At 65.1% G+C, this 13,218-nt stretch carries 10 protein-coding genes; 6 read left to right on the top strand and 4 right to left on the bottom strand.

Annotated features, from left to right (window positions below):
- Positions 1 to 221 precede the first annotated feature (221 nt).
- The gene (locus VGR99_RS21295) at positions 222 to 1,241 is read right to left on the bottom strand and encodes a cyclopropane-fatty-acyl-phospholipid synthase family protein (RefSeq protein ID WP_326901089.1); all 1,020 of its coding nucleotides are present in this window, start codon (positions 1,239 to 1,241) and stop codon (positions 222 to 224) included.
- A 208-nt stretch (positions 1,242 to 1,449) separates the two neighbouring features.
- On the opposite strand from VGR99_RS21295, the gene VGR99_RS21290 reads away from it, so the two are divergent.
- The 4 genes from VGR99_RS21290 to VGR99_RS21275 all read left to right on the top strand — a co-directional run bounded on the left by VGR99_RS21290 (position 1,450) and on the right by VGR99_RS21275 (position 4,461).
- A complete protein-coding gene (locus tag VGR99_RS21290; protein WP_326901087.1) occupies positions 1,450 to 2,472 on the top strand; it encodes a flagellar motor protein MotA in 1,023 nt (340 codons plus the stop codon).
- Between the two features lie 158 nt (positions 2,473 to 2,630).
- Positions 2,631 to 3,659, top strand: coding sequence for a peptidoglycan -binding protein (locus VGR99_RS21285; protein ID WP_326901085.1), 1,029 nt, complete (start codon positions 2,631 to 2,633; stop codon positions 3,657 to 3,659).
- Positions 3,659 to 4,108: a GNAT family N-acetyltransferase gene (locus VGR99_RS21280; protein WP_326901083.1), complete on the top strand. Its 450-nt coding sequence runs from the start codon at positions 3,659 to 3,661 to the stop codon at positions 4,106 to 4,108. The genes VGR99_RS21285 and VGR99_RS21280 overlap by 1 nt, the downstream gene beginning before the upstream one ends.
- 71 nt (positions 4,109 to 4,179) lie before the next feature.
- Positions 4,180 to 4,461, top strand: coding sequence for a hypothetical protein (locus tag VGR99_RS21275; protein ID WP_326901081.1), 282 nt, complete (start codon positions 4,180 to 4,182; stop codon positions 4,459 to 4,461).
- A gap of 89 nt (positions 4,462 to 4,550) precedes the next feature.
- Here the strand turns inward: VGR99_RS21275 and VGR99_RS21270 are convergent, their stop codons facing one another.
- Both VGR99_RS21270 and VGR99_RS21265 read right to left on the bottom strand, forming a co-directional pair.
- Entirely contained in the window at positions 4,551 to 8,225 is a 3,675-nt protein-coding gene (locus tag VGR99_RS21270) for an autotransporter outer membrane beta-barrel domain-containing protein (protein WP_326901080.1), read from the bottom strand.
- 339 nt (positions 8,226 to 8,564) lie between these two features.
- Positions 8,565 to 9,527, bottom strand: a complete 963-nt coding sequence (locus VGR99_RS21265; protein ID WP_326901079.1) for an AraC family transcriptional regulator — start codon at positions 9,525 to 9,527, stop codon at positions 8,565 to 8,567.
- Between the two features lie 319 nt (positions 9,528 to 9,846).
- Between VGR99_RS21265 and VGR99_RS21260 the strand changes: the two genes are divergently transcribed.
- Positions 9,847 to 10,857 carry a helix-turn-helix domain-containing protein gene (locus VGR99_RS21260; RefSeq protein WP_326901078.1) on the top strand — a complete coding sequence of 337 codons (1,011 nt, stop codon included), beginning with the start codon at positions 9,847 to 9,849 and terminating at the stop codon, positions 10,855 to 10,857.
- A 22-nt stretch (positions 10,858 to 10,879) separates the two neighbouring features.
- Here the strand turns inward: VGR99_RS21260 and VGR99_RS21255 are convergent, their stop codons facing one another.
- Positions 10,880 to 12,730 (bottom strand): ABC transporter ATP-binding protein/permease, encoded by a 1,851-nt coding sequence (locus VGR99_RS21255; RefSeq protein ID WP_326901076.1) that lies wholly within the window; start codon positions 12,728 to 12,730, stop codon positions 10,880 to 10,882.
- Between the two features lie 201 nt (positions 12,731 to 12,931).
- Here VGR99_RS21255 and rpmE point away from each other — a divergent pair, with 201 nt between their 5' ends.
- Positions 12,932 to 13,159, top strand: coding sequence for a 50S ribosomal protein L31 (rpmE, locus tag VGR99_RS21250; protein WP_011084323.1), 228 nt, complete (start codon positions 12,932 to 12,934; stop codon positions 13,157 to 13,159).
- Positions 13,160 to 13,218: the final 59 nt, after the last annotated feature.

Genomic DNA, 13,218 nt, shown 5'->3' with positions numbered 1-13,218 from the left:
GTGCCCCGATGTTGTTGAAACTGGTCACGCGACACGGAGCCCGTTCTGGGCGATTCCGCGCAGCTGATGCCGTCAAAATAGAATGGACTTGCTGCGACGCAACGGATGGCGCGGGCGGCTCAATGTCACACGGCCTATCATGCTGAGTTCCGGAGGCTTTTTGGGGGTCACTCGATTGTGAGTCCGGTTCCATCAGGGCGCGCTGCGACCGAACATCGCAATCACTCGGCGGCCTTCATCCGGTAGCGGCTGACGCCCCACTCGGTTCCATCGGCGTAGCCGAACAGGCCGGAGGTCGCGAGCAGGAACCAGCGCCAGCGGCGCATCCACTGCGCGGTCTCCTCGCCGTAGACATTGCGCAAGGATGCTTCGACCGCGTCGCGATTTGCATCGAACCTGGCGAGCCAGTCGTTGGCGGTGCGCTGGTAATGCGTGCCGCTCCAGCACCATTCCTTCTCGATCGCGAAGATGTCGCCGAACTGCCTGACGAGGTGATGGCTCGGCATCAGCCCTTCCGTGAAGACGTGCTGCGCGATCCAGTCCTCGCGGTCGGTCATGTCGCACAGATGCGAGCCGGAGCGATGGGTGACGATGTGCATGAAGAAGCGCCCCTCGGGCGCGAGCCACGACCGCACGCGCGTCATCAGCTTGCGCCAGTTCAGGATCTGCTCGAACACCTCGATCGAGACGATGCGGTCGAACTGGCCCTCGGGCGCGAACACGTTCATGTCCGCGGTGATCACGCGCAGGTTCAACAGCCCGCGCTGCTGCGCCTGCGCCTCGACATAGGCGCGCTGGGCCTGCGAGTTCGACACCGCCGTGATCTTCGCATGCGGAAACTGCCGCGCCATCGACAGCGACAGCGAGCCCCAGCCGCAGCCGAGCTCGAGGACGGTCTGGCCGTCGGCGATGCCGGCATGCTCGACCGACTGGCGCAGTGCCTCCTCCTCCGCCTCCTGCAGGGTGGTCGCATCGGTCCTGTAGAAGCAGGACGAGTATTTGAGGTTGGGACCGAGCACCTGCGCGAAGAACGAAGCGGGCACCTCGTGATGCCCGTCACCCGCCTCCCCGGCGATCGGCCGCAGCATCATCCGTCCGGCGAAGGCGGCATCGTCGGCCGCCCCCAGCGCGGCGAGGCGGCCCGCGCTGCGGGAGCAGAGGCGCTGGATCGCGGCGCGGATCACGACGTCAGGCAGCGGCACGCGATCGGCGCTGCCGATGATCGTGGACACGAAGCTCATACGACCACTCCGTCTCTGGCGGCAGGGGCGAATGACGGCCTAAACCCGTGGAATGCCGACGTTTTGCGGCACACGTCGCTGTCAAAGCGCGGTCCGGGCTTTGGGTTCCGGGAGCTCTCCACGAAATCGGCTCATCCGGCGCTTTTTTTGGGCTGGCGCTGTGCCATAGTGCGCACTGCAAGCAAGTTCGTAACGGATGATACCGGCCATGCCGTCTGGCGCCCCGCCCCGCTCTTCCATCGATATCGAGTACACGAAACTGTCCTCACCCAGCGTCTTCCTGGTGCGGATGCTGGTCTTCCTGGTGCTGTGCAGCCTGGTCGGTGTGGTGCTCTACAAGCAGATCATCCAGGCCTTCTTCGCCAATCCGGGCCTCAACGCCCTGATCGGCGCGGTGCTGTTCATCGGCATCGTGCTGGCCTTCCGACAGGTGATCCGGCTCTATCCTGAAGTGTCCTGGGTCAACAATTTCCGCATCGCCGATCCCGGCCTGGCGCCGGCCCGGCACCCAAAGCTGCTGGCGCCGATGGCGATGATCCTGGGTGGCGAGCGCACCGGGCGGATGTCGATCACCCAGACCACGATGCGGCATCTGCTCGATTCGATCGCGACCCGCCTCGATGAGGCCCGCGACATCTCCCGCTACATGACCGGCCTGCTCGTCTTCCTCGGCCTGCTCGGCACCTTCTGGGGTCTGATCGAGACGGTCGGCTCGGTCGGCAAGGTGATCGACGGGCTCAAGGTCGGCGGCGATTCCGGCGCGCTGTTCGACACGCTGAAGGAAGGCCTCGCCGCCCCGCTCGGCGGCATGGGCATCTCGTTCTCGAGCTCCCTGTTCGGCCTCGCGGGTTCGCTGATCCTCGGCTTCCTCGATCTGCAATCGAGCCAGGCCCAGAACCGCTTCTACACCGATCTCGAAGACTGGCTCGCCACCACCGTGCGCGAATATGGCCATGGCGAGGTTGCGGTCGCGGCCGGCGGCGGCAGCAGCGTCGCCAGCGGCGAGCTCCAGGCCGCGGTCGAGCGCTTACGCTCCGTGCTCGAGGAAGGCAGTGCCAGCCGCGGCACCACCGCCGCGATGGCGAGCCTTGCCGAAGCCATCCAGGCGCTGGTTTCGCACATGCGCACCGAGCAGCAGATGATCCGCGAATGGGCCGACGGCCAGGGCGAGCAGAACCGCGAGATCCGGCGCCTGCTGGAACGAATCGCGCGCCAGCCCGAGAAGGGTTGAGGACGAAACGAAGGTCTCGTGCCCCGGACGCGATGCAGCACGAAGTGATGCATAGCGTCCGGGGCCCAGCACCTTCTGAGTGACAGATGGGTCCCGGCTCTGCGCAGCAGCGTTGCACGCTGCAGCGCGTCCGGGACACGAAAGTGGAGATCGACGACATGGCTCTAGCGCGCGGCCGCCGCAGCGAAGGCGCCTTCAACTACTGGCCGGGCTTCGTCGACGCGCTGTCGACGCTGGTGCTGTCGATCGTGTTCCTGCTGTCGGTCTTCCTGGTCGTGCAGTTCTTCCTGTCGCAGGAGGTCACTGGCAAGGACAAGGCACTGGAGCTGCTCAACGCCAAGATCGCCCAGCTCAACGAGTTGCTGTCGCTGGAGAAGCTCGGCAAGCTCACGCTCGACGACCAGGTCTCGCAGCTCAAGGCGGGCCTGGCCTCAGCCGAGACCGAGCGCGACCGCATCAAGGGCCTCTACGACGGCCTCGCCGCCGCCGGCAACGACGCGCAGGGCAAGACCAGCGAGCTCGGCAAGGCGCTGGATTCGGAGAAAGCCGTCTCGGCGCGGGCGCTGGCGCAGATCGAGGTGCTGAACCAGCAGATCAGCGCGCTGCGCCGGCAATTGGCGGCACTCGAAGAAGCACTCGATGCGAGCGAGAAGCGCGACAAGGAATCGCAGAACCGCATCGCCGATCTCGGATCGCGCTTGAACGTGGCGCTGGCCCAGCGCGTGCAGGAATTGTCGCGCTACCGCTCCGAGTTCTTCGGCCGCCTGCGCGCCATCCTCGGCAACCGCCCTGATATCCGCATCGTCGGCGACCGCTTCGTGTTCCAGTCCGAAGTGTTCTTCGACACCGGACAGGCCGTGCTGCTGCCGGAGGGCCGCGCCGAGCTCGACACATTGGCAGCTGCGCTGATCGAGCTCGACAAGAAGATCCCGAGCGACATCCCCTGGGTGCTGCGCGTTGACGGCCATACCGACGTGCGCCCGGTGAGCGGCGCGAACTTCAAGTCGAACTGGGACCTGTCCGCGGCCCGCTCTATTTCGGTGGTGCAGTATCTGATCTCGCTCGGCGTGCCGGCGCAGCGCCTGGTTGCCGCCGGTTTCGGCGAATTCCAGCCGCTCGACACCGCCAACACGGAAGAGGCCTACAAGCGCAATCGCCGCATCGAGCTGAAGCTGACGGAGCGGTAGTGAGCGGCGCGATCCACCTTCGCCCCTACCGGCCCGAGGACGAGGCAGCCTCGATCGATCTCTGGCATCGCACCTGGCAGCAGGCCTATCCGCAGATCGACTTCGCCGCGCGGCTGGACTGGTGGCGCGAGCGCTGGCGCAACGATCTGGTGCCGAAGGCGCAGGTCGTCGTTGCCGAACAGGACGGCGCCCTCACCGGCTTCGTCACCATCGACGGCGAGGGCTATCTCGACCAGCTCGTGGTCGATCCCGATCACTGGGGCTCGGATGCGGCGCGGCTGCTGGTCGATGAAGCCAAGCGGCTGTCGCCGTCGGGCGTCACGCTGCTCGTCAACAAGGACAATGCCCGCGCCATCCGCTTCTATGAGCGCAACGGCTTTGCCCGTGCCGGCGACGACGTGAACCCGACCTCGGGCCGGCCGGTGCTGAAGATGATATGGCGGGCGTGACGCCTGTCACTTAAGGGCGCCGGCGACGTCTGCTAGTCGTGGCGACGATGGCAAAGCAACGGAGACGATCGATGAAGCTGGCTGACCTCGCCAAGGGGTCTACGGTCCTGCTCGGCGTCATCGTCGCCGGAGTTGTGTCGACGAGCTATGTCGACCAGCGCTTCGCCACGCAGCTCAAGGCCGCGAGTGAGCCTGCTCCGGCGAGCAGCCCCCCGCCGACGAGCCCTCCTGCGTCGACGGACGTCCCGGCTCCAACAAACACCCCCGCAGCATCGGCCTGCATCGGCGAGGACGGCCGATGGAAGAACTGGCCGTGGCCGAACGTGCCGATGGGCTCGCCGAAGTGCAAATGAGGACCGCGCAGTCGGTCATCGCCGGCGCTTGAAAACAAGAATGTCGAAAACAACCCCATGACGTGGCGCGTTCGTCCATCCGCCCTCCCTCAGAACCTCACATTGAAGTTGGCGCGGAGGGATTGATCGGTGAGACCCGAGCCGAACTGACCACCATATGAGACGCCGAGCATGGCGGCGGGCGTAATCGCGTAGTCAAGACCGGCTTCGATCGCCGCCGCATTGCGCGCGATTGGAACACCGCCGATCGAGAAAGTGTCACCGCCACCGGCGAACCGGATCTGGGAGAGCGGCGTGGTGTCGCCGAAGGCGTGCCGCCAGCCGAGCATGCTCTTGGCCGTCACGGTCGCACCGTAGAGGTCGAACCTCGTCGACGCGCGCAGGCCGAGCGTCGTGAACGCCGCATCGGTGGTCGAGCTGCCGCTCGCCAGCGCCGCAGCGCCGCCCTTCTCGGTGAAGCCGTCGGTGCTCAGGCTGACATAAGCGAGGTTGGCGAAGGGCTCGAACCGGGCAGCGCGCATCGTGATGGCGTAGCCGAACTCGCCGAAGGCCTGCGCGGTGCCGGCGTTGTAGTTGCCCTTCAGACTATCCCCGAAGCCCGGGAACGCCACCGAACGGCTCGTCGAGATATCGTGCCAAGTGTAGGCAGCACCCGAGCGGAAGGCGAGATCGCCCCATTGCGTACCGCCATAGAGCCCGACATGGTAGTTGTCGCTCGATCCGGACGAACTGCGATCCCCGACGTTGAAGGTCGAGCGGCTGTAGCCGCCGAGCATGCCCACGCGCCAGGTGTCGCCGACGACGCCGTCGGCGCCCATGAAGAAGCCGCCGATGTCGCGCTTGATCGTAGCGGCATTGCCGTTGCCGTTCGACTGGCCCCAAGCGCCGAAGCCACGGCCCCAGACGGCAAAACGATCGCTGGTGGCTGACGCCGCGACCGGCTTGCCGTCAACATAGGTCATGACCGGCGAGCGCACCGCACCGACCGCATCGAAGGCATCGCGCAGGCGATCCAGCGCAGCATCGCGCACGAAGCGGCTGTCCTCAATCATCCCCGCCTTGGCCGAGGCATGCACCTCACCCGAGAGCTGGTCGAAGGAGCGCCGCGCCACCGCATCGGTCGGCAGCATAAGGACGGCATCGTAGATCGGATTGCCGCTGCCCAGGCTGTCCGTGCCCGCGCCGGTCGCCCGCTGGTTCGGCGTCAGGCCGGCAGCCGCAAAAGACTTGGTCTGGGCCACGTCGAGATAGACATGCGTCGGGTCATAGCGCTCGACCAGACCGATGAAGGCCGAGAGCGCGGTGTCGCCGGTGAGCGTATAGGTGCCGCTGACGCCGCCATTGGCTTGCAACACCGTATAATGCGTGCCCAGCACATAGGGTGCGGCATCGAGCTTCACGATGTTGAGCACCGCGCCGTTGGCGATCGTCGCCGTGCCGGTCGCATTGATGCGGTCGGCCAGACCCGTCGAGGTCAGTTCGACCTGATAGGTCGAGCCCGCCGCCTGCGCGATATTGCCGTTGACGTTCAGCGTGCCGATCGAGTTGCCCGGCCCGATGGTGCCGCCGGCATTGGCGACGATGCCGCCGACCGTGCCGTTGCCGCCAAGCATGCCGCCGCCCGACACCGTCACCAGCGAGTTGGCCAGCGAGCCGTTCACCGCCAATCGGCCGCCGGTGACGTTGGTGGCGCCGGTGAAGGCGCTGGAATCCGCGGTCAGATTGGTGTTGCCGGCGATCTGGTTGATGGTGCCGAAGCCGGCGATCGCCAAGCCGAAGGTGTAGTTGGCGTCGGTGTGGTTGAAGTTGACCGCGCCGTCGCCGAGGCCGAACTGGACGTTCGTGGCGTTGAGCGTGCCGGCCCCAGCCGCAGCCGATCCGACCACACTGCCGATGTTCAGCGCGCCGGCCGAGCCGGCCTGCGCCGCGATGACGGCAGCGCCGCCAACCGACACCATGCCGCCGTTCGAAATCGTCAGCGCGCCGGAGCCGATGTTGCCAACCGTGAGGCCGCTGCTATTCGTCCAGGTTGAACCGGCGCCGTCGACAACCACCGTCCCCTGTGCGCCCGAGCCATTGCCCACGGTCGCAGACGTGTTGCTGACCGCGCCACCATTCAGGATGTTCAGTGTGCCGGAGCCACCATGGCCAACGGTCAGGCTTCCGCTGTTGGTCCAGGTCGAGCCCGCTCCCGAGACGGCAACCGTTCCCGTCCCGGTGGCGATATTGCCGATGACGCCGCCGACGCTGTCGACCGCTCCTCCGTTGACGATCGTCAGCGTGCCGGTGCCGGCATCGCCGACGAAGAGGGCCATACTGTTGGACCAGCTCGAGCCGGCGCCGGTGACCGCGACCGCCCCGGTAGAGCCGAGAGAATTGCCGATATGGCCCACCGTATCGCTGACGCTGCCGGCGTTCGAGATCGTCAGCGTCCCGTCGCCGCCCGAGCTCACCCCAATATAGAGGGCCGAACTGTTGTTCCACGTCGAGCCGACACCGTCGACCGTAGCAAAACCCTTCGCATAGTTTCCGAGATAGCCGATGACACTTTTGACCGTACCCCCGTTTGCGACGGCCAGGGTCCCGGTCCCGGCTCGGCCGATGGCCAGGGTGGAGCTGTTGATCCAGGTCGAGCCCGCACCGGAGACCGTCACCGCTGCCGTGGACGATGCCGCATATCCGACATAGCCCAACGTGTTGCTGACCGTGCCCCCACTCGAAATGGTCAGCGCAGCCGCACCGGATTTGCCGATCGTGAGATCGGCGCTGTTGGTCCAGGTCGAGCCGGTACCGTCGACGGTCACCGTGCCGATGGATCCTGCCTGCGAGCCGACGAGACCCACGGTGTTGCTGACAGCGCCGCCGTTTGAAACGATCAGCTTCCCCTCGCCGCCATCACCGACTGTCAGCTGCCCGCTGTTGGTCCAGGTCGAGCCCGTGCCGTTGACGGTCGCCGTGCTCGTCGAGCCGCTGAAAGCCCCTATCTTGCCAGCGACGCTGGTCACGGTGCCGCCGGCGGTCACGGACAGTGTTCCCTGCCGGAAATTTCCGACGACCAGATTGCCGGTGTTGGTCCAGGTCGAGCCTGCGCCGCTGATCGTCACCGTGCCCATATGCGTGTCGGCGATCAGCCCGTTGACGTCGGTGAGATGGCCACCATTGGAAATTGTCAGCAGGCCTGTGCCCGCCTGGCCGACGGCCATGTCCGCGTTGCTGATCCAGGCCGACCCCGCTCCGTCAATGCTCGCGGTGCCGGTGGAGCCGGAAAAATAACCGACATAGGCGGCGCCACTCACAACCTTGGCGCCATTCGTGACGCTCAGAGTGCCGCTGCCCGAGGTGATATGGCCGACATAGAGCGACCCGACGCTGGTCCATGTCGAGCCGGCACCGTCCACCAGCACCGTCCCGTTGGTCGCGCCGGTATAGCCGATCGAGCCGATACCGCTGCTGGTAAGCTGTCCGCCGCCCGAGATCGTCAAGAGGCCGTCGCCGATCGACAGATTGTTGGTGGCCGCGTTCGGCCCCGCGATGACGGCGGGGTTCGGAGTCGAGGTCGCGATGAAGACGTTGACACCGGATGTGGGGAGCGTGCCGGTGTTCCAGTTTCCGGTCACGAACCAGTCGCTGGACGTGGTCCCCGTCCAATCGGCCGCCCTGGCCGCATCCGGGAGGGCCTGGCCGACCGATAACGTCAGGGCGAACACGGAGGCCGACGACAGGAGACGACGGCCGTCGAGCGGCCGCAATCCGAGGGACCTCAAATATAGCCCCTTGCGGCTGGTAAGACTGCCCATGCGAATCCAAAACCTCCGATTCAACAGCCACTTGGCTTGTGCTCGGAGCTATCGCATCGCGTTTGGACATCGTCTTGCCCTGGACTGCGGGCGAATTGACCTGGGGTGCGGCGCGACCGCTTTTCCGATCGGGCGTGACCGCGGGGCCATACGTTCGATGGCGCGTTGCTCTGCGCTCCATCCTTGGCAGGACACGAGAACCAACGGCGCGGTCTATTGTGTGGTGGAAGACCGGGAACTGCCCGGCATTGCGATCGCCGCGTCCGGCCCGGGCGCGGCCGGACTCACGGATCGATATCCGTAGCGCTACCGGACGGAACCTGGGGTGCAGCCGAAGCGATGGCGGAACGCGCGATTGAAATAGGAAAGACTGCTGAAGCCGCAGGAATAGGCGATCTCGCTCACCAGCAGCTTGTCGTAGGCCCGATCAGACAGGATCTGCCGCGTTTTCTGCAACCGCAATTCGAGGACGTGCTCAGCAAAGCTGAAGCCGGTCTCTTCCAGAATTTCGTGAACATAGCGAATGGACAGTCCGAGTTCCTGCGCGACCCTGCGTGCGGAAATTTCAGGACTGAGGAAGCCATCCCGGATCTTGGCCAGAATCGCCTGCAATCGCGCCGCCCGCAGGCCGCGCAGGCCCGCGATCTCGGCCGCCTCGCCTTTTGCGCCGGTCGCCAGGCCGACGAGATCGACGATCGTCTCGCCAACATGCGCCATGAGATCGGGCGAGACGATGGGCGGGCCGGCTTCGAGAATGCGACAATATCGCGTGAGCAGACCCAACGCCTCGTTCTCGGCGTCGATGCGCAACGCCAGCCTGTCATCGACATGTTTGAATGTGGTGGCGAGCACGTCGCGGGGGATCACCACATTGGCCCAGAGGTTTCTGTCTCCGCCGATCATTTTCAATGGCTCGGCTGCCGAAACCAGAGCGGCCTGTCCAAATCCGACACTATAGTCACGACCGACCTGCGTTCCGGCCAGCACCGTGTCGCCCCTGTTGACGAGCAGGAGATAACCGTCACGGCCATCGTCGGCGATGTTCCTGGCCTGCCTGTTGGCCCGTTTGATGGTGCCGGCCATCTGGCCGAGAACCAGCGGCCCAATGGCGGTAGCCTCGATATCCGCCTCGAAAGGGAGATTGTCGGAGACGCTGTATTCCACCGACCAGATTTCAGCGACGTGGATGTCCTGCCAGCGGGCGAATCTTGCTTTATCGTTCAGCTCTGAAGGCAGATCACGCGATGAAAATACCGTCTTATGTAGCAACGATGCAGTCCCAGCGAAAACAGACGCCCTTCGATAAGGAATGAACAGGCTTCGATCTTATCAAGATCGACAGGTTTTATAGTCAAATTCGATACTTATGGATCAGGACAGTCGGGCATCGCAAAGCGGCTGCTCGTATTCCGTTGCATGCCGCTGGTCTCGTCCGAAACCAGTCCCGCCGCATCTGCCGCAAGCTGGCTGATGAGCCGTCGGTTGAGGCCAAACGGGTATTTTGCGATGTTCCAGCCAGACACCGAGCTCTGCGGCTCTCCTGAGAGGCGACGGCGAGGTTCTGTGATTGCGAGTGCGAACGGCGGGCGTGTTGGACGCCTATGGGGGATGCGTGCAGAGGATAGTCTACAGCTCAAATGACCTGATAGGCGATGAAACACTCCGGAAAGAGCAGTGGATTTCATCGCTCTCATCCGGCTATGCCCATCTGCGTGCCGATCCGTCGATCGGCAGGTCATTTGAGGGCGAGCTCAGAATTGCCCGAACCAACGATGTCGCCGTAGGCACAATCCATGGCACCGTGAAGTCGATATCGCGGACCACGAGTGATATCGCTGCTCACAATACGAACAATGTCGTGCTGCTCCTGAATGCGGGGCAATACCCGCTCGGGGTCGACCAATCGGGGAAGAGCGTCGAACTTGCTCCTGGAGCGTCCGTACTCATCGAGCAGAGCGCGCCCTCGATCATTCTGGCTAGCGACGGACAATGCGGTCTCGTCGCTGTGCAGACGGAGCGGGAACGCGTTCGCCAACGATGCGCTCTGTTCGAGGACGGCCTGATGACGGTCGTATCCGGCCCGTCGGTGGTCAATGGGCTTCTCCGCGCCTATATCGATGTCCTCGTCGGAGAGACCGCCCCCACGATTCCCCTGATCAAGCAGTTCGCGGCTGATCATATCGCCGATCTGATCGCGGCGACGGCTTCGATCGCTATTCCCAATCTGGGGGAGGACAACGCACGGTTCGGAATCTCGAGCCGCGGGCGTCTGATGTCGGCTCGGCGCTACATCTCCCAGCGCCTCGAGGATCCTTTCCTGAGCGAGGAAGGCATTGCCGCGCATGTCCGCGTCTCCACCAGCCAGTTGCGAAAGGACTTCGAACGCTGCGGATTGAGCGTCGGTCGCTATGTCCGTGAACAAAGGTTGGAGAAAGCCGTGGCGATGTTGCGAGACCCGGCCTTGCGACGCCATCGCATCATCGACATTGCGTTCGCGTGCGGTTTTCGCAATCTCGTGACCTTCAACCGCGTCTTCCGAGCCGCTTACGGCATGCCTCCTTCCGAACTCAGGCAGGTAGGTGCGCCCCACTTCCAATGAAGCACCGCGCCAGCACAGAACCTCACGCCCCCTCGAACTGCAGCCTCGCCAGCCTCGCATAGAGACCGTTCGCGGCGACGAGCTCGGCATGCGTGCCCTGCTCGACGATCTTGCCCTGGTCCATCACCAGGATACGGTCGCAGGAGAGGACGGTGGCGAGGCGGTGGGCGATCACGAGCGTGGTGCGATGACGCATCAGCTCTTCGAGCGCGGTCTGCACCAAGGTCTCGCTTTCGGCATCGAGCGCGGAGGTCGCTTCATCGAGCAGCAGCAGCGGCGCATCGCGCAGGATGGCGCGGGCGATGGCGATGCGCTGGCGCTGGCCGCCGGACAGGGTCACGCCGCGCTCGCCGAGCGGGGTCTCATAACCTTCGGGCAATCGGCGGATGAATTCGGCGGCATGCGCGAGCTCGGCGGCGCGCTCGACCTCGGCGTCGGTCGCATCGGGACGGCCGAAGCGGATGTTCTCGCGGGCGCTGGCGGCGAACACGTTGGATTCCTGCGGCACCAGCGCGATGTGCGAGCGGAAGTCGCGCGGGTCGGCGGACTTGACCGGCACGCCGTCGAGCAAGATCGCGCCGTTGCGCGGATCGTAGAAGCGCAGCAGCAGATGGAAGATCGTGCTCTTGCCGGCGCCGGAGGGACCGACGATCGCGACCTTCTCGCCGGGACGCACGGTGAACGACACGGTGTCGAGCACGTTAACGTCGGGCCGCGCGGGATAGGCAAAGCTGACGTGATCGAAGCCGACCTCGCCGCGTGCCGGCACCGGCAGCGTACGCGGCGATGCGGGCGCGGCGATCTCGGGCTTCACATGCAGGATCTCGAACAGACGCTCGGCCGCGCCTGAGGCCGCCGAGACCTCGCCCCAGACCTCGCTGAGCTGGCCGAGGCCCGCCGCGGCAAACGCCGCATAGAGCACGAACTGGCCGAGGCGACCGGGCGAGATCGTGCCGATCAAGACGTCATGCGAGCCGATCCACAGGATCCCGACCACGCTGGCGAACACGATGAAGATGACGATGGCGGTGAGAACCGCGCGGGCCTGGGTCGAGGTGCGCGCGGCCTCATAGGCCTGCTCGACCTCGCCGCCAAAACGCTTCGCAGCCAGTCCTTCGCTGGTATAGGCCTGCACGGTGCGGATTGCGCCGACCAGCTCGCCGGCATAGGCCGAAGCGTCGGCCAGCGTGTCCTGCGCATTGCGCGACAGCCGCCGCACCCAGCGCCCGAAGGCGACCAGCGGCAGCACGATCAGGGGGATCGCAAGCAGCACGAAGCCGGAGAGACGCGGGCTGGTGATGACCATCATGGCTGCCGCGCCAAAAAACATCATCAGATTGCGCAGCGCGATCGAGACGGAGGCGCCAACCGCGGACTTGATCTGCGTGGTGTCGGCGGTCAGGCGCGACACCAGTTCGCCGCTGCGCGCGGAATCGAAGAAGGCGGGCGAGAGCGAGAGCAGATGGGCGAAGACGTCGCGGCGCAAATCAGCAACGATGCGCTCGCCGATCGTCATCACGAGGTAGTAGCGCGACGCGCTCGCCAGTGCGAGCACGGCGACGACGGCGATCATCACCGAGAAGTAACTGTTGATCAGCGCGATGCCTTCGGGCGTCAGGCCGAAATCGATCATCCGGCGCACCGCGACCGGCACCAGCAGCGTGGTCAGCGCGGCGACCGTCAGCGCCACGAAGGCGAGCGCGGCACGGCCGCGGTAACGGTTCACATAGGGGGCGAGGGCGAGCAGCGGCCGCAGCTTGGCGCGGCCCTTGGCGGGCTGCTCGACCAGCTCGGCTTCGATGGACCGGGCTTCCGCCGGCGCGGTGTCGGGCGCGTCGCGATACTGGTCGTCAAGCCGTTCCACAGCGCTCATGAGATCGGACCCAGGAAGAGAGATTAACTCCACATAGGCCGGTGCGGGAGGAGTGGCAAATCCGGGATGTCCCTTAGGGGACGGCCCGGTTCTCAAGTCCCCACAATGGCTTGTTTTAAAGGGGGCTGTGGGGTATAGACCCCGCCAAATCCGTCATTCGAGAGTCACTCAAGCCGGGCGCCGGGCGCCCTAGGAATTGCCATGAAAGCCGAAATTCATCCGGATTATCATACGATTAAGGTCGTCATGACCGACGGAACCGAGTACCTGACCCGCTCCACCTGGGGCAAGGAAGGCGACACGCTGAACCTCGACATCGACCCGAAGTCGCACCCGGCCTGGACCGGCGGCAACGCCCAGATCATGGACCGCGGCGGCCGCGTCTCGCGCTTCCAGAAGAAGTTTTCGGGCTTTCTCAAAAAGGATTGATCCGGCCCGCAAGGCTGGAGACGAAAAACGCCCCCGGAGCACCGGGGGCGTTTTTGCTT

Source organism: Bradyrhizobium sp., assembly GCF_035935975.1.
Lineage (GTDB): Bacteria > Pseudomonadota > Alphaproteobacteria > Rhizobiales > Xanthobacteraceae > Bradyrhizobium.
This window is presented reverse-complemented; position numbering and strand designations above follow the sequence as displayed.

Bases quoted from the DNA above. Each gene is read 5' to 3' on its own strand.
- VGR99_RS21295 (WP_326901089.1), bottom strand. From the start codon at position 1,241: ATGAGCTTCGTGTCCACGATCATCGGCAGCGCCGATCGCGTGCCGCTG.
- VGR99_RS21290 (WP_326901087.1), top strand. From the start codon at position 1,450: ATGCCGTCTGGCGCCCCGCCCCGCTCTTCCATCGATATCGAGTACACG.
- VGR99_RS21285 (WP_326901085.1), top strand. From the start codon at position 2,631: ATGGCTCTAGCGCGCGGCCGCCGCAGCGAAGGCGCCTTCAACTACTGG.
- VGR99_RS21275 (WP_326901081.1), top strand. From the start codon at position 4,180: ATGAAGCTGGCTGACCTCGCCAAGGGGTCTACGGTCCTGCTCGGCGTC.
- VGR99_RS21255 (WP_326901076.1), bottom strand. From the start codon at position 12,730: ATGAGCGCTGTGGAACGGCTTGACGACCAGTATCGCGACGCGCCCGAC.
- rpmE (WP_011084323.1), top strand. From the start codon at position 12,932: ATGAAAGCCGAAATTCATCCGGATTATCATACGATTAAGGTCGTCATG.